Raw genomic sequence first — 22,958 nt, forward strand, 5'->3', positions numbered from 1 at the left:
CACCTTTAGTTGATTGTTTTCCGATTAAAGGATGTCACAAAAACATGACTTTCATTTGCTTGAAAATTCAAGTTGTTCTAACCCTACAAGTGGGCTATTGTGATTGGATATTACGGAAAAACAAACGTACATCTTCAGCAAAAAGTTCAGGTTGTTCTAACGCAAAAAAATGTCCGCCTTGTTCATATTCCTTCCAATGCACGAGGTTATGATCTTTTTCTGCCAAACGCTTGATGGCTGTATCGTGAGAGAGGGATAGCAGCACACCAGTCGGAACTGTACCACGCCCCTTTGGTACCCAAGCAGATTCGTCATGCATGGACTCATAATAAACCTGGGCTGATGAACCGGCAGTTCCGGTAAACCAGTACAAGCTAATATTCGTCAGTATCCGGTCGCGGTTTATCGATTCCTCGGGTAAACCATCCATTGGATCCGACCATTTTTTGAATATCTCGACAATCCAGGCGAGTTGGCCGATTGGAGAATCATGTAATCCGTAAGCGAGGGTTTGTGGGCTTTTGGATTGAATTTGCAAATAACCATCATTAAACGTTTCTAACCTTGTCATACGTATTTGTTCATCTTCTGTTAATTTTTCCAGCTCTCCTTCTTCACCTGATGGAAAAGTAAGTAAAGCATTGAGGTGTAAACCAATTATTCGCTCCGGTGAATTATGTCCCATTTCGGGAGCAATAAAAGCACCTGTGTCACCGCCCTGCACCCCAAACTGTTTGTAACCGAGCCGATCCATTAATTGAATAAATGCTTCTGCAATACGACCGGGGGTCCAACCTGGCTCACTCAATGGTACGGAATAACCAAAGCCCGGTATCGATGGAATAACAAGGTGAAATGCATCCGCAGCTTTCCCGCCATGAACAACTGGATTCGTTAAAGGACCGATAACATCAATAAACTCAACAAATGATCCCGGCCACCCGTGAATTAGCATCAACGGAGTTGCATTAGGTTCTGGTGACTTTATATGAAGAAAGTGAATGTTTTGCCCATCAATTTTCGTTGTAAACTGAGGGAACTCGTTGAGCTGTGCTTCATGCTTACGCCAGTCATAGTTATTTTTCCAATAATCGGTCAGTTCCTCCAAGTAATGCTTCGGTACACCACGCTCCCATCCGGTTCCCGGCAGTTCGTCTGGCCAACGAGTACGGCGTAACCGTTCTTTTAAATCGTCAATGTCGATTTTTGAAACCTCGATTCGGAATGGTTGAATGGAATCATCTTCCTGTTTTGAAGTTTGTCTTTCTTGTTCATGATTTAAAGCAGTCATCTTAAAAACTCCTTTCAATATTGGGATAATCATAGAATATACCATTAAACCTGACATCTTGTATGTCAGGTTTAAAAAGCTCTTAAAATAATTTTTGAGTGATAATTCAGTATATAAAACGGTCGTATTGTGTCCTTCATAGAATATCTATTTAAAAAAGCTAAAGGGGCTGGGTAAAAAAAACCATGTTTTTTCCATTCCTTTTTTTTATCACTGGAACTTTTTTTGCGATCAAATTCATTTGTTGGGGTTAGCAAAAACTAGAGAAGAGGCTAGCAATCTAATTATTTCATTGAAGAGCATATCGCTATCTTGCAGATAGAGAGATCAGATTATGGAAAAATCTGAAGAGGTATATACCCTTCAGATTTCACATTTCATGCATGGCTTTTGTTAGAGGCCGAGCCGTTACGAAGTACTTTGATAATCGCGGAAACTTCCTCATCTCCGTAACCCGCCGCTGTAGCTTTCGCAAAGAGCGGTAGAGCAAACGCAGGAAATTCAGAATTGATTCCCGATTCCATGGCTTGTTGAACGAGCCGCTCTACGCTGTCAGAAGACGTTTTGAGGGAGCTTTCGGGGTTCCCGAAATTCCCTGTTTACAAGGTATGGTTTTGGTTTATTTCATAGCTGAATTCGAGATTTGGAGAAAATACAAAAAGCTATTTAATTAAATAAAAATGTCATGATAATTCATGATGATCTCGTGAGGAATGTGATGGGATTCCGGCTTTCTTTTTCGATGATTAAACCAAATACATTGCCAGCCGGCTTCAATTGATGGCACGATATCATTTTTCCATGTGTCACCAATATAACAACATTTATTTGGTTCGATATTCATCTGTTTTTGAATATATTGAAACACTCTTTTATCTGGTTTTGCGAGACCAATGCTATCAGAGATGAAAATTCTCTCCTTTGGAATGATTTGATCAATTTGCAGGATTTTAATTTTATTCATTTGGTGATCTGCCGGTCCGTTTGTTAGGATTCCAACAATTGGTTTACATTTCATTAAATTTTGAATGAATGAGAGAATTTCAGGAAATGCCTTTATTTGTTGCTGTTCTTTGACATAGCGTTCTTGAATTGCTTTTGCTTGTTCTTTTGATAATAAAATACCAAATTCGTTAAAAGCATATCTCAACCTCTCTATCCTTAATAAATCAAGGCTAATTTCCCCTTTCGTATACACTTTCCAAAGAACGTCACTATAATATCTAACTCTCTTGAATACTTCTTCTAGTTTAGCTGCAGGTAAATTGAGATTGCAATGCTTGAGCGCCATGTGAAAAGGCATTAAATGGTCATAGAGCGTGTCATCAAGATCAAAAAAAATGGCTTCTGCCTCTCTTATACTATTCATAATGATGTACCCCTCCATGTTCATTCCAAAATCTCAGCATGGTATACCTGTTTCTTAAACGGTGAGCCTCGTTTAAACTATTGCGGACAAGTTCGGGACTAATCCCTAGATCAGCTGGATGTGTTGCTCCTGATAATTTCTGTAATAATAATGTCAAAGTAGCAGCTTCAGGTAGTGAGTTTATAATATCAGCCAAGTCATCCTTTTTTTCTATGACTCTATGAAATATATCTTTATCTTTAGTATTTATTTGCTCTAATCCACTTTTATCAGATATAAGCTTTAAAACATCATGCTTATATAAATTTAAAATAAGTTGAGATGAAACACCGATCTTAGCACCATGAAGCACCTGTGCTTGATTTTGCTTCAGAAATTCCATCTCCCAATAGTGGGATAAATGGTGTTCACTACCTGAAGCTGGAGATGAATGGCCGACTAAAAGCATCGCCAAACCAGATTGGATAAGCGCTTCAATTAAGATCTTAATACCATCATCTTCTGCTTTTATTATCAAATCAGTATTTTTGACACAGTCTTCTAGTGCTTCTTTTGTCAATTGAGCCGCGAGCTGACAATAAGGTTCATCTCCAATAAGGTGCGAAAACTTCCAATCAGCTAATGATGTATATTTCCCGCTCATATCTCCAAAACCAGCAGCTATCATTTCTTTCGGAGCTTCTTTTAAAATTGTGATATCGGCAAATAACGCAATCGGAGATTGCATTTGGTAAGTTATTTTCATTCCCTTTATTACAACTGGCGCACCCATTGAATTAAAACCATCTACTGATGGAGCTGTTGGTACTGAAATAAAAGGCTTTCCCATCTTAAAGCTTGCAAATCTTGTAATATCATGGATCGTCCCTGCCCCTACGGCGATCACAACATCTGTATCCTGTGATATACCTAACATTGCCTCAATCAAAGACCTTTCGTCGGCAATAACATCATTTACTTCATTTACTTGAATGACCACTGTTTCATGGTTAACATTTGATTCTGTTAAAAGGTATGAAAGCCTCTGTCCAGCCACTTCAAAGGTAGTCTGATCAGCTATAATAGCAACCTTCTGAAACGATTGATTCGTTATGTAAGAAACAGCTTGATTTAATGCATTATAGTCAATAACAATATGATCAATCGAAATATCATAATGGTTGTTTCCGCACCTGCATTTCTTTGACAGACTCGAAAGTTTGTTTAAAGCGATCATTTTATGTTCCCCCTAATCAAATGAAAATCCCAAAGGTAAGTCGACCATCAAATAATTCCCTTAAAACAAATAACTACAACTGAATGATCTTCTACGTCTTGAACAGCCATTCAGATGTATTTATTTAAATAACAATTTTATTTCCATCGTTCCCCTTATTAATTGCACTTGTTGAGCTTCTTACGACTAACTGTGGTTCATAGACCTTCTGCCTGTTTTCAAATGATTCAAGTTCTTTCTTTTCTACTGCAGCAACAATCCATTTAGCAGCCTCAATTCCCATATCCATCTTTGGGTGTGTAACAGAGGTAAGCTTTATTTCAGAAGCTTCAGTTAAATAAGAATCATCATAACCAATAATTGAGAGTTCACCTGGAACTCTGATTTCCAATTCTCTTAATAAATTCAATACATTTATAGCAATTTCATCGTTGTAACAAACGATTCCACTCGGTCTATTTTCTTCTGACATGAGGATATCTTTCAGACTATTCAACAACGAGGCTTCTTTATTTTCGGTAGTAAAGGTTACAATCATTTCAGGAAAAACGGGTATGTTATTTTCTCTAAAAGCTCTTATAAACCCCTTCATCCGATCCAAACCTTGGGTATCATCACTCTTAAACAAACCGATCACTTTTTTATGTCCTAGTTTAATCAAATGCTCAGTTGCAATAAATCCACCTTTTTCATCATTTAAAATAATATTCGGTGGATTAAGTTGAGGGTAATATTGGTTTATCATTAAATAGGGAATATTATACTGCTCCATTTTTAAGTAATAATGAAGATTTGGGTTATAACTTCCGCTTCTTGTAGGTTCTACAATTAAACCATCAATTTGGCGGTTTAGCATTCCTTCTAAGCATTGTTTTTCTTTTTCAGGATCATTATCAGTACATGCGAATGTTAAAGAGTATCCGTGTGCAGACAAATACGATTCAATTCCCTTAATGATAGAGGGAAAGATATAGTCAGAAATATAGGTTGTTATGACTCCAATGTTTTTTCTTAAGTTTTCGGGTTGAGCTTGAGATTGTGCTGACCTGCTTGAGACAAAAGTACCTGCTCCCTGTTCTCTATACAACCACCCTTCATGAACAAGATCCCCGACAGCTTGCCGTACGGTATGCCTGCTTACTCCAAACATCTTCACCAGCTCATTTTCTGAGTAAATTTTGTTGCCCGGCAAAACTTTTCCTTCTAAAATCCATTCTTTTACTTTTTGTTTTACCATGCCGGCTTTCGTTTGTTGAGCCATTATGTCACCACTTTCAACTTGTATGTTACCAAATTAACTTATTCGTACAACTATGCTCATTATACACCATGAGCAGTTAATCTAAAAAACATCTTTTCACTATTTTTTCAAGAATTATTCTTGCTACATCAGGAATAAATCCAGAACTTACTTTTTGGAATGATTCTGGGAAAGGGCAATCGATTCACCCTCTAGAACAAGCATTGTTAACCATCTAAATAAAAGCATCCCTGCTAATGTAACGATAAACACTGGTATTTTTACATAGGCAATCTAAAATCCTTGCCACGCCCCAATAATTGCAAAGTCCTGTTAGTGAGTGAAAAAGAAGCTAACAGGCTGTCAGCTTCTTTTATTTTCTGTATATTGAAAGTAATTTCCAATATTTTAAAAAACCGTTACTATTTTAGAGACCCTATAAATAGTAACGGTTTTTTGCTTTTATTCTTATTTCGCCAAGCGAATAACATTCCAAGAAAGTTTAGGGAGATGTGCATTTAGCAGACCGTTGTCTACTTGAGCATTTCCATTGTTGTGTGGAGTTACATTTGAACGATTATATTGATTTGTTGCTTTTACATCTTTATTTTCTAAAACGATATGTTCAATAACTTTATAACCTTCAAAGCTCCTTACATCCGCATCAAGACTTAAAACATCTGTTTGATGCCGATTCACTGCAAAGATGGTAAGTGTTTCATTTTCTTCATCATGAACTGAAACAGTATCAAGATATGGAATATCAGTGAAATCCTTACTATCATATTTTGGAGATGCAACAATCGTATGTAATGCATTCCCCCTTCCAAAGACAGATGCATGCATGTACGGATAGAAGATTGTTTGCTTCCAAGCTTCCCCGCCTTTTTCCGTCATAATTGGTGCAATAACGTTAACAAGCTGTGCAAGACAAGCAATTTTCAATCGATCTGCTCGCTTTAACATCGAAATGAGCATACTTCCAACTAATAAGGAATCTTCAAATGTATAAATATCCTCAAGCTGTGGAGGTGCAATGGACCAAGGCTCAATTTTTTTATCCGCTTCATTTGAATGAAACCAAACATTCCACTCATCAAAGGATAGATTAATAGTTTTCTTACTTCGTTTTTTCGCTTTTATATAGTCCGCAGTTGAAATGACTGAATAAATAAAGTGATCCATATCCATCGATTGTGCTAAATAGTTTCCTAAATCATTATCGCGATTTCCGTAATACGTATGCAAGGAAATATAGTCAACATGCTCATAGGTATGCTCTAAAACTGTTGCTTCCCACTCAGCAAAAGTAGCCATATGTCTGTTTGAGCTTCCACAAGCTACTAATTCAATTGTTGGGTCAATCCACTTCATTGCTTTCGCTGTTTCAACTGCGAGCCGTCCATATTCATCAGCTGTTTTATGTCCAATTTGCCAGTGACCATCCATTTCATTTCCTAAGCACCATGTTTTAATTTTGTGTGAATCCTTGTATCCGTGGGAAATACGGAGATCACTCCAATACGAACCAGATGGATGGTTACAGTATTCAACTAGATTGCGAGCTGCATCAATTCCGCGCGTTCCTAGATTGACAGCCATATTTACCTCTGCATTAATCTTTTTTGCCCAAGCCACAAATTCATTTGTACCAATTTGATTCGTCTCAGTTGTTCTCCACGCCAGCTCTAATCTTCGAGGGCGATCTCCAACAGGACCTACTCCATCCTCCCAATTATACCCGGACACAAAATTCCCCCCCGGATATCTAACTAATGGTACTCTTAATTGTTTTACCAACTCGATCACATCTGTACGAAAGCCTTGTTCATCAGCTGATGGGTGATCCGGCTCATAAATTCCTTCGTAAACGGCTCTTCCTAAATGCTCGATAAACGATCCATAAATTCTTTCATCAATCTGACCTATTTTATATTCTTTATCAATGGTCATTTTTGCGGTTACTGTCATTATAGCTCTCCCTTTCTTAAAACCTCATTTATTTTTTTATCGAGATTACTCTTTACACCCTCTTTATGCAAAAGCTTTTACCGATTTTTTCTTCATAGCCCTTTTATCTATTCTTTTGAAGGAACAAAGTGCAAGCCACATTTGAATAATTGAGAGAATGCTTCCTAGGAAAAACACTGCTGAACTAGGGTATGAAAACATCAAATAAAAGAATGATGATTGACTTATCATAATCGCAATCGAAAGATGTACATTGAGTAAACCGATTATAAACGCGTGTCGTATACAATTAAGTATTGAAATGCGATAGTGCACAAATACTGGTAAAGCATGTGAAACTGTAATCAGGAAAAAAACCAGAAACAGATAGAACGCAGAAATCGTTACAATGTTGATTTGCCCTGTGTTCGCCTGAAGGATTAGAAAATTAATATATAGCAGAATCCCAACTCCGGCTAAAATCCATCCTAAAAGATTGGATGATAAAAGCGCAGATTTATAGGTTTTTACAAAGGTTTTAAAAATAGGCAGGGTGCTTTCTCCATGTAACCATTTTCTACAAATAGTCAGCATGGCCACGGAAGCAGGAAACAGTCCAACAATAACTAAGCCTATTAAGCTAAACAATATCCATAATCCGTTTAAATAAGCTAATTTTGTCACCCATAAAAATAACGTATTAAGTTTAGTTATGAATAGGTTTCCTTCCACTGCAATACCTCCCAGCTTCCACTTGTAAATCATTAGAGCGAATGATTACCCCTTAACTCCACCAACCGCTAAACCTGAAATAAAATAACGCTGGAAGATCAAAAACAGAACAATAACTGGTAAAACGGTCATTACTGAACCTGCGATCAAGACATCATAGTTATTGCCATAAGGTGTAAGGAGAGTTGACAAACCAATCGGCAACGTAAACATCGTATTTGAACGAAGGACGACTAACGGCCATAAAAAGTTGTTCCAACTGCCTAGCCCTTGAAGAATCGCCATTGCAGCAAAGGATGGCAGCATCAATGGAGCCATGACTTTAAAAAAGATGCCATATTCCGTACAACCGTCCATTCGTGCTGATTCCATTAATTCTTTTGGTAGACCAATCGCATACTGCCTAAAGAAAAAAATCGCAACAGGTGCTACAATCATCGGCAATATAACGGCAATATAATTATCAATCATTCCTAACGCTGTCATTAATTGATATAAAGGTAACATTAAGATCTCGAAAGGTACCATGAGAATCAAAAGGACCAAAATGAATATAAATTGTTGACCTTTAAATTTATAGACGGCAAGAGCATAACCAACCATTGATGAAAAGAATAAGGATAGAACAATTGTAAGCCCTGAAATGAGAAGACTATTTAGATACCATGTCCAATAGTTTCCTGCATTTGTAAACATATTTATATAGTTTTTTATACTTAGTTCATTCCATGGAATTGTTAATGTAATCCCATTTCTAATCAATTCTGCAGATGGACGTAAGGATGAAATCAAAAGGCTTAATAATGGAGAAATGGCAAGAAATGCAATAATTGCCATCATCACGATAAGAATCCATGATAATAGTTTTTCTTTTTTATTCAATTCCTTACCCCTCCTTCTTTAGGGCACCAAAGAATTTAAGTTGAATAAAGCTGATAATTAAAATGATAAGCATGAGAACCACACCGATTGCAGAGCCAAAACCCATGTTATTCATTTGGAAACCTTGTTGGTATATGTACCCAACTACCGTAAGACCAATATTGCCGGGGGAGCCATTTTCCCAAAATACGAAGCTTTCTTCATACATTCGAAAGCCGCCAATAATCGTTATGGTTGCAACATAAAGAGTAACAGGCTTTAATAAAGGTAACGTTATATGATAAAACTTCTGAAACATACCTGCCCCATCAATATCTGCTGCTTCGTACAACTCTTTTTGAATATTTGTTAGACCTGCCATAAAATAAATGACATTAACACCAATCCATTTCCATGAAGCAAGTAAAACCATTAAAAACATTCCAGTACCTGCACCATAACGCCATTTAACAGGATCCATTCCGAAAAGACCAATAATAGCATTTGCTAACCCGGTCTCTGACTCGCCAAACATTAGACGAAAAATAACACCGGCCACAATCACAGACGTCAGGGAAGGTATAAATAGTGCAGCTCGGAAAAAATCAGCAAATTTAATAAATCTTGAACTTAAAATTGTCGCCAAAATCATAGGAACCACCACAAGGATAATGGTTGTTAAAATGACATATACAGTTGTGTTATAAAGAGCTTGATAAAACGTAGAATTAAAGATTTTCATATAATTACTTAACCCTACAAATGTAACTTGACCAGGTAAAATACTTTGAAAGCTCATTAAGATCCCATTCAATAACGGGTACAAAAAAAGAAGTAAAAATGAAAGGATGAATGGGGCTACAAAAACATATGGTGCACCTTTTTGAGAAAATAGAAAATTAAGTTTTCTAGGAGCTTTTACGTACTCTTTTTCATGAGACACGACTGGTTCCATGACAATCAACTCCTTCTATTGATTTCATATTAATCCTGAATACAAGGTGCTAAAGATGAGCACCTTGTATTTTGTGCTCATTCTTTAATTGTTCCTAACCTCTTCTGCTGTTTGCTTCAGTGCCTCTTCTGGCGTTTGGGATTGCTGTCTTATGACATTATTAAAGACAGTTGTATTAAATTTTTGTTGTACGAGCGGTGTTTTTGCGGTTACATTAACAGCATTAATTTCATCTTTAATTTCTAGAAGAACATCAAAAATATTGGTTCCGAAATATTGATAAAACTTGTTATCTTCTTTCATAGCTTTGTGCTCCCAAACATCCCAACGCGGAGGATCAAAACCTAAAACCTTCCACAATGCGATATTCCCTTTTTCAGAAAGCTTCGTATATGCAAGAAATTCTTTTGCCAGCTCAGCATGTTCAGATTGGTTTGTAATGACAGTACCAGTCCCACCCATTCCTGCAGAACGTTTACCACCTTCCTCCCAAGCTGGTAATGGACGAATTGTTATTTTCCCTTTCAAATCTTCCATGTAATCTGTGAATCTACCCATATACCACATCGGCATCGCAATGGAAGCAGCTCCACCTTCGTTCATAAATTTATAATATTCCTCAGCATGGCTCTCACCACCAGGAGTCATCTCAGCAATTTTGTCCTTGTGGACCATGGCGTTCAAAAATTGTAACGTCTTTACATTCGTTTCGTTTTCAATAATAACTTCTCCATTTTTATCAAAAAAGTCTGAGTCTTGTTGAGAAATCATTGCCCAATACGTATTAAATCCTTCTGTCTCAACTGTTGTCATTACAGCGTCTGTATTCTCAACAACTTTTTTCCCAGCTTCAACATAATCATCCCACGTTTTGATTGAATCAATGTCTACACCAGCTTCTTCCATTATTTCTGTATTGTAATACATGACTGTTGCTCCAACATGTGTAGGAATACCGTAATAATTCTCATCTTTTGCATAAATATCAAATCGTGATTCTACAAATTTATCTTTTACTGGTTCTACATAGTCATTCATTGGCTCTAACTGAGGTTCCCCTTGCAAGTAATTTGGAAAGCGAGAGATTTCAATATCAGCTATGTCTGGAGCACCTTTTCCTGATTGTAATGCCAAGAGTAAATTGTTATGCATGTTATCATATGGATACGTTTCAGCTACTAGCTTAATTTTTTTATCAGGAAATTCTTTATTCCACCGTTCAACTGAATCTTTAAAAAGATCAGTATGTAATTCAACAAATGTCCAAAATGTTAATTCAGTCGCATCTTCTTCATCCCCAATAACAACTGTTTCTTCTGCTTCGCCAGAAGTAGCTGAATTCTTGTTACAAGCTATTAATAATAGTGTCATTAATCCAATAAGCATAAAAAGCAAACTTCTTTTTAGCATCCTTACTCCTCCATTCACTATAATTAAGCGCTTACAATCAACGTTTTATATTTGAAACGATAATGTCTTACCACCCCCTAAAACACTTGATTAGGTTCTAGTAATATAAACTCTTGTAAACATAGCGGAACGTGTACGTGCACGAAAAAATCTAAAAATGATTAAATTCATAGGTTTTAAATGCTCTAAGAAGTTCGTTTTTAGTTATTAGTATTAAGATTTTAAAGTTGAAAATAATAGAAAATGTAGCTGCTAGTATGTTATTGCTTGAATAAACATTCGAAGTTAAAATTTCGTGTACGTACACGAAAAATTCTAAGGAGAAGAATCTTTTTGTTAAATGAATAGTAACATCGTGAATCGAAAGCAGTCAATCCCCTTTTTGTAATTTTTCTGAATTTTTTTAAATTGATTCACCCTTAATTATCTCATACTCTAGTAATGGAGTTGATAAATAACGTCCTTGATCAATTTTATGAACTAGACTTTCAACAGCTTTTATTCCAATTTCAACAATAGGGTATTTGACTGTTGTTAGTCTTGGAGTTACATATTTCAACATATCGATGTCATCAAATCCCATAATTCCTACTTTTTCTGGGATCTCATATCCTTTTGACTTAAAAAAATTCAAGACCTCAAGAGCATACAAATCGCAGGAACATATAACAGCGGTTCTCTCCTTCTCATTAAACGTCATTTTCTCTAAAGCTTGAATATACTCCCTATTTTTTATGATCTGAGGTTTGGAATCGATATTGCTTTCAGAAAGGCCTTCCAGAAATCCATTCACCCGTTCCTCTTGCGTATAAATATTTGATTTACCCGAATAGGCAAGTGGTGGACAAATATATACATAATGTTTATAATCCCTACTTGCAATGAATTTAGTAGCCTCCTTCATTGCTTCACGTTCTTGAATACCCACATATTCCCACTCATTCGAAATATAATTAAAAATTGTTATAATGGGAATTTGCAATTTTCGTAAATATTCATCAAACTCATTCCCTTGGTTTACTGAGAAAAGAATAATGCCATCTACTTTACGATTAACCAAATATTCAATACATTGAAGTTCATTCTCTGGATTTTTGTCTGTTAACGTAATATAGACAAAGTATCCAAGCTTTCTAGCTTTTAATTCAATTGCATTTAACAATTGTGCAAAAGATCGATTATATAAATCAAAAAGCACAACGCCTATTGTCATTGTTTTTCCCATCACCAGGCTTCTTGCCATATAATCTGGTTTATAATTCAATTCTTCCGCAACCTGCAGCACCTTTTTCCTAGTTTTTTCACTTATGCCATTGCGATTATTTAAAGCTCTATCTACTGTTCCAAGTGAAACCCCGCAAATATTTGCTATATCCTTTATTGTAACCTTCAATTTTCTCACCGGCTCTCTACTCTTTCTCTATAAAGTACATTAGGAAGTATTCTTGAATAAATTTAAATTATTTGAGATTGATAACCACATTTAATCAGGTTTTCTCACTTTATACCACAAACAAGTTTTCTTAACCTCCTTACTATGTTTTTATTATTTCCTTTATAAAAAACATAGAATGATACTATGCAAGTGTCAACCCATTTTTTATGATTGAAAGCTTGAAACTGCTTCAATTTATAAACACACCTTTTTATTTTTACGTTAAGCGACAAAATCATGTTTTCTTTTTTCTTCTTAAAAAAAGATATTTCAACTCAAAAGTGATAATTTCATTAACAAAAAAAATGATCCATCTACTTTCTCACTCAGGATAAAATTTATTGTTAAAAATACAACAGTAAAAAGAGCTTGGGGATACCAAGCTCTTTACCTCTTAGAACAAACTAATACTTTTCAGATTCTATTTATCATAAATTCGAATTCCAAATCTTCGTTTGCTTTTATTAGATATTCGTCATGAACTGGTGCACCCCAGCTGTCGTCTCCTCCAACGCCCATTTGTTTACCTGCTACTGTAACTACTGTATGGTGAACATTTGGAAGCTCGTAATGATGGCGTGCATTCTCCAGCTCCAGGGCAGTATATGGGGAGAAATTGCACTCTAATGGTTCTACTGAATAGGAAATGCTAATGCCTTGTCCATCGCTATTAGTTAGTTTTACCCAGCGAACACCAGTACGGTTACCTGATTCTTGCGGAACAACATAGCCGGATAGATTGTCAGATACTTGATTTTTAAATATACTCAGCTTTGCTCCCATAGATCGGTCAGAATAATTCTCTTCAGGTCCCATCGCATACCATTCTAGTTGAGTATAATCTGCTGGAACCTTGAAAGAAACTGCAAAGATCGGCATTTGCGGGAGATTCTCAGCCCCATGATAAGCTGACTTGACTCGCATGCCTCCATCCTGGTAAACCGTATAACAAATCTTCACTTGAGTATCATCACTAATTGATAGGTTATAGGTAAAACCTACACTTACAGAATCCTTTTCTTCCTCTATCTCAATGCCAACACATTTTCGGGCAAGACTGGCTGTAAGCCAGCATCCTGAATAATAGCTTTGTGAATAGCCTCTATCATTATCTGTCGCAGCTCTCCAAAACAACGGTGCGGGTGGAGACTCAATCATTTCTTTACCAGCATAGTTAAGTGATATTAAGCTTCCAACCTGTTTGGAGAACATGATTGTAAAATCTTTTCCGTGAACACCAATATTTACATCGCCATTTACAACTCTTAAATCACTCTTTTGAATATGAATTTTTTCTGGTTCTTGTTTTTTGCTTTCTTTAAATACAAATTGACCAAAAGCTATTTCATACCCTGCGTCTGCCCAAAGTGTATTTTCCTTCAACTTAAAAGAAGTCTGAATACAATACTCCCCTGCTTCACCTATCATTCCAACTGGCCATCCAAATTCTGCTCTGACTTTACTTTGAGGCCGTACATCAACATGAACCGTGCTTCGATATAATTCCTTTCCTTCAAGGAACAAGATATATTCTAAATCATAATCGGCCGTATTAGTAAACAGACTTTCGTTTAGGATGGTTACCCCATTTTGGTTTGGGGCAAGCTTAAAGTTCTGGTATAAAAATTTGACTTCTTGCATTTTAGGTGACAGCTCTCGATTTGCGTAAACGATTCCATTGGTACAGAAGCCATAATCAGTTGGACGATCTCCAAAATCTCCTCCGTATGCCAAGAATTCCTTTCCATACCGGTCTTTCTTAATAATAGATTGATCAATGAAGTCCCAAATGAAACCTCCCTGATACATTGGATATTTACTCTCCAAGTCAGTATATTTATTCATACCTCCGAGCGAATTTCCCATAGCATGCATATATTCACAGCTAATGTAAGGCTTATCAGGATTTTCCGTTAAATATTTTTTAATATCAGCCGGTTTCGCATACATACGGCTTTCCATATCACTCGTTTCATTATAGTCGCGATTATGGAAGACCCCTTCGTAATGAACTAGACGACTTTGATCAACTGACTTAAAATATTTGGAGACGTTTAAAATGACTTCACCTGCATAAGATTCATTACCGCAAGACCAGATCAGGATAGAAGGATGATTTTTGTCCCTCTCAAACATTGAAACTGCTCTGTCTAAAACGATGTTCTCCCATTCTTTTTTATTTCCAGGTATGTTCCAGGATGGCTCAACTTTACCCATTTTTTGCCAAGAACCATGGGTTTCCAAGTTCATTTCGTCGATGACATATACTCCATATTCGTCACACAACTCATACCACAAGCTCTGATTCGGATAATGGGATGTTCGAACGGCATTTATGTTATTTCGCTTTAGCGCTATAATGTCCCATATCATATCTTCCTTAGTAATTGTACGGCCGCTGCGGCAGTTGAATTCATGGCGATTGACACCTTTGAATACGATCCTTTTTCCATTGATATGCATAATTTTGTCAATAAGCTCAAATTTTCTGAAGCCAACTTTCTGAGGGATGACTTCAACCAAGTTCCCAGTAGAATCATAGATCTGAATAAATAATTTATATAAATAAGGATTTTCCGCACTCCATAGCTTTGGTTCATCAAGTTCTATCGAGAGTGAACATTTCGATTCACTAAGATCGCCGTATTTCTTTACTACTAAACGACCGTTTGCATCGTACAACTCTGCTGCTACTTTTAAATCGCTAGGAATCGGTGATAGAAACTTTAGATCAGCGTTAAGGGTCCCGTTTGTATAGGTTGAGTCCAAATCCGTGCGCACATGTACATCACTGGCATGTACTTTCGGGACAGTATAGAGGTACACATCTCGAAAAATCCCAGAAAATCTCCAAAAATCTTGATCCTCAAGCCAACTTCCTGTGCTCCTTTGGTACACTTCAACTGCAAGCTTGTTCTCACCTGCAGTTAAAAAAGACGTAAGCTCGAATTCAGCAGGTGTAAATGAATCCTCACTATATCCAACAAACTCACCGTTTAACCATACAAAGAAAGCAGACTCTACACCTTGAAAAGAGATATATACCGGTTTGCTTATCATGTTATCAGGTACGGAAAATGACTTTAAATAGCTCCCAACCGGATTATGATCAGACGGAATTTCTGGTGGACGGATATGATTATGCCCGTCCCATGGGTACATTGTATTCACATATTGCGGTTTGCCGAAACCCTGTAACTGAATGTGTCCCGGCACAGTAATATTTCCCCATCCTGAGGAATCGAAATCAAGTTGATAAAAATATTCTGGTCGAATTAGCGGGTTTACTGCATAGTTAAACTTCCAGTTTCCATTTAAATTATGTCGCATCTTCATTGGTGAGCTGCTTCTTGCCTCGTCCATCGTTTCATAATAACAATGATCAGAATGGGCAGACAGCCGATTTACCGAAAATACTTTTGGGTCAGAAAGCCAGCTTATTGTTGGAGTTGTTGTCATTTATCACACTTCCTTTCAAATGATTCATCCTACTATTTTACTGAACCCATCATCCCAGCCACAAAATGCTTTTGCATTATGAAAAAGATGAGGGCCGAGGGTAAGGTTGCTATGACGATTGCAGTCATAATGATACCAAAGTCAGGTGAATAACTTGATCCAAGGTTGGATATGAGCAGCGGGATCGTCTGATTCTCAGGAGACTGCAATACAACAAGGGGCCACAAATAATTGTTCCAGCTTGCCATGAAAGTAATAATAGCTGCTGCGGCATAAGTAGTTTTCATTGTTGGAACATAAATTCTGAAGAACACTCCCAACTCACTCAAACCGTCAATCCTCCCCGCTTCAAGAATGTCCTTTGGAAACATCTTTGTACTTTGTCGAAAGAAAAAGATGAGAAATGCTGTTGTAATAGTTGGTAAAACGGCTGCTGTTAAAGTATCAATTCCAAGAAAAGGAATAGTTAGAGAGATTGTTCCAAACATACGGAATAATGGAACCATTAAAGCTGCAAAAGGAATCATCATGGAAAGTAACAGGATATTGAAGACAATATCCTTTGCCCTGCTTTTATAAATTTCAAATCCGTAGCCCGCCAATGATGAGATTAATAACGAAAGCACCGTTGTTGAAATAGAGATCTTTGCGGAATTTATTAAAGCGGGTACGATATTAACCGTTTCTAATAGGTTGGTAAAGTTTTCAAAAAAATGACTGCCCGGTAATAATCTACCTTTTGTTACATCTACTGATTTATTTGTTGCACTGATGATCATCCATAAAAAGGGAAAGACCGAGATGATTGTAGCAATCGTTAATACTGCGTAAGGAAAAATACGTTTAAGGTTACTCATTTTTTATCACCTGCCACTTTAAACTGAATGATAGAGAAGAAGACAATCATGATTACGATAGCGTAAGAGACGGTAGCAGCATAGCCAAAGTCTGGCGTGTATTTAAAAGATAGATTATAGATGTATTGTGATATCGTAATAGTCGCGTCTCCAGGACCGCCCTTCGTAATGTTCATGACTTCATCAAACAGCTGAAGTGTACCAATAGTTGAAGTTATGGATGTAAACAAAATAATAGGCTTCAACATCGGTATCGTAATTTTAAAGAATTGTTGAATAGCTGATGCGCCATCTATTTTAGCTGCTTCATATATAGACTGATCAATGTTTTGTAGTGAGGAAAGATAGAAAATCATGTTATAGCCTGTCCAACGCCATGTAATAGCGACGATTATGGCTATTTTTGCCCAAAAAGGATCTGTAAGCCACTCTATTGGCTCTGAAATAAGAGATACTTTCATCAGCATCATGTTAATGATCCCATCGACTCCAAACAAATATTTAAAAATAACTGAATAGGCAACAAGTGATGTTACACATGGCAAAAATATTGCCGTACGAAACAAACCCTTTAGCTTCAGCTTTTTGTCATTCAACAAAACAGATAAAAATAGAGCAAGCAAGATCATAACCGGTACTTGAATCAAGAGGTAAATCACTGTGTTTGTTACGGCAGAGATAAATGTTGGATCTGTAAATAAGCGGGCATAATTTTCAAACCCAGTAAATTTCAAATTTGTTCCTGCTCCTGATTGAAAAGACATGATTAATGCCTGAACCATTGGATAAAAATAAAACAAGCAGATCATTAGTGATGCAACTGTAATAAAAGACCAGCCAATAAAAACATTTTTTGTAATCATCTTCTTTCTAGATCTGGCTGACTGGATGACCGGATTGGTTTTTGCTGTAATCACTTCCTGTCAACTCCTTACCATTTGTATAAAAATACCTCGGAACTCTTCCCCTGGATGATTAGATAATCTGTTCTTCCTAATAAACTAAGAGTTTCCGAGGATTAATCTCTATATATTTTTTAAGAATCATTAATGGAGCTGGGAGGTTGATTAAAGTTGTCCCTCCGCTTGTTTTTGGGCGTCTTCAAGTACTTTATTAATATCTTTACCGTTAAGATAATTTTGCATTTCGACAATCAAGATATCCTCAATTGCATAGGTATGCATACCGTAATTAATTTGAGGAATTTGCTCTGTCCAATCTAAGAAATCAGAAGTGATCGATTGTCCACCAAAGAATTCATCTTCTGCTTTATATGCTTCTCCCTCAGCAGCTGGTTTGTATGCACCAATTGCCCCCGTTTCCTTGACTAACTTCTGGTATAAATCTACATTTGAACCAAATGTTTTTGCTAAGAAGTCGACAGCTTTTTCTTTACCAGGGATGTTAAGAACATACCAGGAGCTCCCCCCTAAGTTAGAGGCGTTTACTGAATTCTCTATTCCTGGAAGTCTAGGCTGGGGCACGATTGCCCACTTTCCAGACTGTGAAGCTTCTGCCTTTACAGAAGCCGTAACCCAGTTTCCAGTAGGTATGCTAGCAACCTCGCCGCTGTTAAAACCAGCAAGAAATTGACTCCAGTCAGAGACAGGCTTCACAATATCAGCATCTAAAAGCTTTTTGTATACTTCGAACGCTTTTTTAAGAGCTTCATTACCAGCTAAGTCAGGTGTAACTCCATCTTCCTTTAAATACCATGAGCCGCTTGATTGGATCATCATACGAATTTGTCCAAGATCATTGGGGTCAAGTGTTAGCATATGTTTGCCTGTTGCTTCTTTTACTTTTTTACCAATTTCAATGTACTCATTCCAGTCTATGTTTTTTAAATCTTCTACTGTGTATCCCGCTTCTTCTAAATAGTCTGTTCTAACATATAGCCCCGTTACCCCTGAGTCGAACGGAACTCCGTAGTTTTTATCTTCTATACTAGTAGCAGCAACTTTGTATTTGGCAAAATCATCTGGTTTAAATGAACCAGTGACCTCATAGAACGCGTCCGGATAAGCTTGAAGGAAGCTTTGCGCGCGATAATCTTCAATTAAGACCATATTCGGTAACCCTTTTGTTGTACCAGAACTTAAGCTGGTATTTAGCTTTTGAATGATATCATCTTGGGCATTTTCAATAATATTCAACTTAACATCTGAATCTTCCGATTGATATGCTTCACCAGCCAACTCCATTGCTTGAATGTTAAAGTTAGGATCCCATGCCCAAACGGTTAATTCGTTTGTATCTGTAGCCTCTTCAGTTTGACCATTTGTGGATCCAGAAGAGCATGCTGTCAACACCATCATGCTGACTAAAAGTAGAGCAAGTATTTTTTTCATCGATATTCCCCCAAATAAAATGATTTATTAATGTAAGCGCTATCTATCCTGCAATTGTAATGTTATCACTTGCCGGGGTCTTCAGGTTAGGACGATTTTTTCTTAAACTTGTATTATTTTCACACAATGAATTCGTTTACATAATGGAAATTTGTAATATATTTAGGTTTTATAATTATTTTTATCCCACTCTTAACGGACCGTCAGATAAATTACAATAAAAGTAAAATTGTTTAATTATGATGATTTTTTTCGTTACCTAGATGTTAAAAAAACATATAGATCAGAGGGGGAAGTGAAGAAAAATTGGACTAAAGAAGAACTTTTAGCAACTTTATGTTAATGCCAAATGAATTACATATCTAAGGGGAATAAAACAGAAGCGAACCGTTTGGGCTTTGCCGTGTTACTAAAATATTTCCAACAAGAAGCTTTTAACGTGCCATTGTTGAAGAATTCTGCCTCAGCGTTCTTGATATAAATACGTGTATTTAGCTTCAATCGCGAGATATAGAAAGTCTCTTTATCATGAATGGCTTGTAAGTCTCCTAATTGTAGCTCTTGTGCGAACAGTTTCAGTTCATTTAAAATGATAGGATTCATTAAAAAACACCATCCTTTCTCGTAAACTTCTTACGATAAGCATAGCGTTTTTTCCTTTTAAAGGTATGATTTTAACTTAGCTTGATGGGTATGGGACGCTACCCCATTTTTCTATTATTTGATTGGAAAGGAGATCCGCACCCTGGTCCCCTTTCCCAACTCACTAGATACATTCACACCATAAGCTTCCCCGTAAATCAGTTGAATCCGTTCTAATACATTTCGTACACCGATTCCAGTGAAACGTTCTTGTTTCCGCTTAGAAATAGGGAGGTTGCTTTCTAAGGAAATTTCCATTCCATCCCCATTGTCTAAGACCTCACAAATTAGTTCTTCTTTTTCCCTCCACACTAATACATTTATATAGCCTTGAGGCTTACGATTGAATCCATGAAAAAATGCATTTTCAATAAAAGGCTGCAAAATTAGTTTTGGTATAAAATGTTCCATACAATCAGGTGCAATAAAATAGTTCACTTTAATTCTATTCCCATAGCGTTTTTGATTAATTAAAACGTAATTTTTTAGATTCTCAACTTCCTGCCTTACAGTAATAGTTTCGTCGACATTACCGATCGTATTTTGCAGTAATGATATAAAAGCATTAATCGCATCTTCAGCCTCTCCCCTATTTCCTTGCAGTACCATGAACTTTATGGATGTCAATGTATTATATAAAAAATGTGGGTTAATTTGCTGCTGCAGCGCAGCAAGTTCGGCATTACGCTGTTGTTTTTGGGATTTAACAAGTTTTTCTACATATTCATGAAGTTCTTCGAGCATTGAATTGAAGGCATTACCAATTTGTCTTGTCTCATAAGTGCCGTTTACCGAAACATATTGGTGAAAATCGTGTTTTGATGCATTTGAAATTTCCTTTACCAGCTTCGATAGTGAGTTTGTCAATCTCCTAGACACAAAAAAGATAATAATTAAAGCCACTAATATAATCCCTATAAAGATAAATGCAAGTTGTTTCTTGTCAATTAAACCACCAATTGCCGTTTGCTTGTCGATTACATTAAAGAGGTACATATCAAAGGATGGGAGGTATTCTACGAAAAAAATATGGTCCTTTCCCATAAATCTTTTAATGAAATAGTTTTTGGATTTGTCATTAAGATCTTCCGCGTAACTTAGAAAGTCCTTTTCACTTTTTCCGATAAGCTCGTTCCGATTGCTAGAAACAATCATTCCAGACCTATCAATTACGAAAACATCATTCCCCTGGCTAGTATAGCTAGTATAAAACTTTCGAAATTCGTTTTCGTTAATAGCGAAATACATAGTGCCATAGACATTTCCCGAAAAACGATTCATTAACGCCTTAGCTGCTACAATATACGATTCTTTCCCAGTATTTTCATTGGAATTCTCTCGTTCGTCATAATGATACATTAGTTTTTTTGGTTCTTTTAATGTTTTGCGGGTAAAGTCACTATTCTGTAATTCCTTATCAGTAATCGGCCAATAGCTGCGATCAGTCGAATAGTTCATACCATTTCTGCCTGTAACCATGATACTTATATTAAAGGCATCTAAGTTTGATTTGTTTCGCTTCATTAATTGACTCATGGTAAAATATGAGCTCATTTTATGAGCATTAGTTTGCTTTTCAGTGAGAATTGTTTTAAGTGTCCCGCTATGCAGAAGGTTATTGGACGCTATTACAACCGAGTAATTAAATGACTCAGCGCTTTCCTTAACCTGATTTATCACCTTAGCGTTTGTGATGCTGAACTTTTCAATAAAAAATTGTTCAGACATGCGAATGATTGTCCAGGTAATTATGATAGAAACGGAAATAATACTTATGACAGATATAAGAAACATGACGATAAATAAACTGTTATGTTTAAATTGATCCCTTATTAATCTCATTTATATCCCATCTTTTATCTATTTTTTCTCCGATATTTACTTGGAGATAACCCCTTTATTTTCTTAAAAACCTTACAAAAATAACTGTGGTCCGAATAACCAACCCTTGCGCTTATTTCTGATATCGCTTCAGGACTCTTTAGCAGCAGTTTAGATGCTTCTTCAATTCGTATTTTATTTAAATATTCAATAATTCCTTCTTTATTATGAGCGGCAAAATAGCTTGATAGATAGGAAGGATTAAAATGAAAATGCTTCGCCACACTTGCAAGAGTAAGTGGTTCAGCATAATGTTCATGGATATAGTCTAAAAGCAACTTTATATTTGAATTTCCAGAATCTTTTCTCTTGCTGGATATACATTTGTACACATCGGAAATAAATTGGTTTAATAGTTTATCCACTTCCTCAGCAGTTATGGCATCTTCAATAGATTTAAAATAGATATATTTTGAATCTTCCAGTTCCTTTACTTCATATTCCATATTCCCTAATAAAATGGTGATGTTAAAAATAATATTTCCATAAAAGGATTTATATTCAAAAATATCCATAGTATAACAATTAGATCGTGCAGTTGTATGTTCTTTTAAATAGTTAAATGCTGAATCAAAACGCTCATGCTTTATTTCCTCAGTAAACCAGTCCAAATTAAAAGAGCCACAGTTAGGAGCTTGTTTAGGAAGATTCTGTTGCAACAAAAGTAACTTGTTCGGAAAATAAAATCGATATTGCAGCAATTTTAAAAAACTTTCTTTGTATATATTCCCAACTTCTGAAAAATTTATAAACTGCTCACTTAGAACGAATCCATAGTCAGGTTCGAACTCTGCTAAGAGATTGGCAAATTCAATGATCTCTAAAATTTCCTTCTTTTTCATATTTAGAATGAATGCGGTTACATTATCTTCCGTAGTAAAGGATCGGCAAACAGCCTGGCCTAAGCTTTTACCCAGTAACGTTTCAATTTTTTCTGTAACATGATTAGGAAAATCGTCCATCCTTGTGGAAGGACGTTTCTTAAGATATACACCTAATAAGCAGTAATAATCGTAAGGAAAAACTTCGGAAATAATTTTTGAATTATAGCTGGTCTCATAACCGGAAATCAACTTTTCGATGATTTGATCTACTGAATGATTGATATCCAGCTTATTTTCGCTTAATTGAAATGAAGGGATTTTGTTTGCGGCTTTCTTCAAAACGTTTAAGAGCTCTTTTGCATCTAGCTTTGGCTTTAATATATAATCAAGTCTCTCCACCATTGTTTGTGAAACACACAGAATTCTGACAATAAGATAGCTAGATTGGTACCTGCTCAAACTCTCTCCTTCTTCATCTTACAGAC

The 22,958-nt window shown here is 36.3% G+C and carries 16 protein-coding genes and 3 pseudogenes; 1 reads left to right on the plus strand and 18 read right to left on the minus strand.

The features are described 5' to 3' along the window. Positions 1 to 94: 94 nt before the first annotated feature. From IC621_RS04375 to IC621_RS04440, 16 genes and pseudogenes are all read right to left on the minus strand, one after another. Complete coding sequence (locus IC621_RS04375) at positions 95 to 1,336, minus strand: epoxide hydrolase family protein (protein WP_224752305.1); 1,242 nt, start codon at positions 1,334 to 1,336, stop codon at positions 95 to 97. A 332-nt stretch (positions 1,337 to 1,668) separates the two neighbouring features. Then, positions 1,669 to 1,875 (minus strand): annotated as a pseudogene (locus IC621_RS27135) (imine reductase family protein); the annotation flags it as partial. 86 nt (positions 1,876 to 1,961) lie between these two features. Beyond that, positions 1,962 to 2,660 (minus strand): HAD family hydrolase, encoded by a 699-nt coding sequence (locus IC621_RS04380; protein ID WP_191156084.1) that lies wholly within the window; start codon positions 2,658 to 2,660, stop codon positions 1,962 to 1,964. Continuing rightward, positions 2,653 to 3,876, minus strand: coding sequence for a sn-glycerol-1-phosphate dehydrogenase (locus IC621_RS04385; RefSeq protein WP_191156086.1), 1,224 nt, complete (start codon positions 3,874 to 3,876; stop codon positions 2,653 to 2,655). The genes IC621_RS04380 and IC621_RS04385 overlap by 8 nt, the downstream gene beginning before the upstream one ends. 124 nt (positions 3,877 to 4,000) lie before the next feature. After that, complete coding sequence (locus IC621_RS04390; protein ID WP_191156088.1) at positions 4,001 to 5,137, minus strand: GntR family transcriptional regulator; 1,137 nt, start codon at positions 5,135 to 5,137, stop codon at positions 4,001 to 4,003. 127 nt (positions 5,138 to 5,264) lie between these two features. Next, positions 5,265 to 5,440: pseudogene (locus tag IC621_RS26340) on the minus strand (sugar ABC transporter permease); the annotation flags it as partial. Between the two features lie 144 nt (positions 5,441 to 5,584). Further along, positions 5,585 to 7,087 (minus strand): arabinosylfuranosidase ArfA, encoded by a 1,503-nt coding sequence (gene arfA, locus IC621_RS04395; protein WP_191156090.1) that lies wholly within the window; start codon positions 7,085 to 7,087, stop codon positions 5,585 to 5,587. 63 nt (positions 7,088 to 7,150) lie between these two features. After that, a complete protein-coding gene (locus IC621_RS04400) occupies positions 7,151 to 7,798 on the minus strand; it encodes a YesL family protein (RefSeq protein ID WP_191156091.1) in 648 nt (215 codons plus the stop codon). A gap of 45 nt (positions 7,799 to 7,843) precedes the next feature. After that, positions 7,844 to 8,638 (minus strand): carbohydrate ABC transporter permease, encoded by a 795-nt coding sequence (locus IC621_RS04405; RefSeq protein ID WP_191156159.1) that lies wholly within the window; start codon positions 8,636 to 8,638, stop codon positions 7,844 to 7,846. Positions 8,639 to 8,684: 46 nt separating this feature from the next. Continuing rightward, the gene (locus IC621_RS04410) at positions 8,685 to 9,614 is read right to left on the minus strand and encodes a carbohydrate ABC transporter permease (protein WP_191156093.1); all 930 of its coding nucleotides are present in this window, start codon (positions 9,612 to 9,614) and stop codon (positions 8,685 to 8,687) included. An 84-nt stretch (positions 9,615 to 9,698) separates the two neighbouring features. Next, positions 9,699 to 11,024, minus strand: a complete 1,326-nt coding sequence (locus IC621_RS04415; RefSeq protein ID WP_191156095.1) for an ABC transporter substrate-binding protein — start codon at positions 11,022 to 11,024, stop codon at positions 9,699 to 9,701. Between the two features lie 403 nt (positions 11,025 to 11,427). Continuing rightward, entirely contained in the window at positions 11,428 to 12,426 is a 999-nt protein-coding gene (locus tag IC621_RS04420) for a LacI family DNA-binding transcriptional regulator (protein WP_191156097.1), read from the minus strand. Positions 12,427 to 12,873: 447 nt separating this feature from the next. Beyond that, positions 12,874 to 15,918 carry a glycoside hydrolase family 2 TIM barrel-domain containing protein gene (locus IC621_RS04425; RefSeq protein WP_191156099.1) on the minus strand — a complete coding sequence of 1,015 codons (3,045 nt, stop codon included), beginning with the start codon at positions 15,916 to 15,918 and terminating at the stop codon, positions 12,874 to 12,876. Between the two features lie 32 nt (positions 15,919 to 15,950). Beyond that, on the minus strand, positions 15,951 to 16,775 hold the full coding sequence (locus IC621_RS04430; RefSeq protein WP_191156101.1) for a carbohydrate ABC transporter permease: 825 nt from the start codon (positions 16,773 to 16,775) through the stop codon (positions 15,951 to 15,953). Continuing rightward, a complete protein-coding gene (locus IC621_RS04435; RefSeq protein WP_191156161.1) occupies positions 16,772 to 17,638 on the minus strand; it encodes a carbohydrate ABC transporter permease in 867 nt (288 codons plus the stop codon). Before IC621_RS04435 ends, IC621_RS04430 begins: the two co-directional genes overlap by 4 nt. A gap of 204 nt (positions 17,639 to 17,842) precedes the next feature. Continuing rightward, positions 17,843 to 19,126, minus strand: a complete 1,284-nt coding sequence (locus IC621_RS04440) for an ABC transporter substrate-binding protein (protein WP_191156103.1) — start codon at positions 19,124 to 19,126, stop codon at positions 17,843 to 17,845. A 295-nt stretch (positions 19,127 to 19,421) separates the two neighbouring features. Between IC621_RS04440 and IC621_RS27330 the strand changes: the two are divergent. Then, positions 19,422 to 19,559, plus strand: a pseudogene (locus IC621_RS27330) (DUF4158 domain-containing protein); the annotation flags it as partial. 284 nt (positions 19,560 to 19,843) lie between these two features. On the opposite strand, the gene IC621_RS04450 reads toward IC621_RS27330, so the two are convergent. Both IC621_RS04450 and IC621_RS04455 read right to left on the minus strand, forming a co-directional pair. Further along, entirely contained in the window at positions 19,844 to 21,610 is a 1,767-nt protein-coding gene (locus IC621_RS04450) for a sensor histidine kinase (RefSeq protein ID WP_191156105.1), read from the minus strand. A gap of 14 nt (positions 21,611 to 21,624) precedes the next feature. Then, positions 21,625 to 22,932, minus strand: coding sequence for an AraC family transcriptional regulator (locus tag IC621_RS04455; RefSeq protein ID WP_191156107.1), 1,308 nt, complete (start codon positions 22,930 to 22,932; stop codon positions 21,625 to 21,627). Between the last annotated feature and the right edge of the window lie 26 nt (positions 22,933 to 22,958).

The sequence above is a fragment of the Metabacillus arenae genome (assembly GCF_014773385.1).
Classification (GTDB): Bacteria; Bacillota; Bacilli; order Bacillales; family Bacillaceae; genus Metabacillus_D; species Metabacillus_D arenae.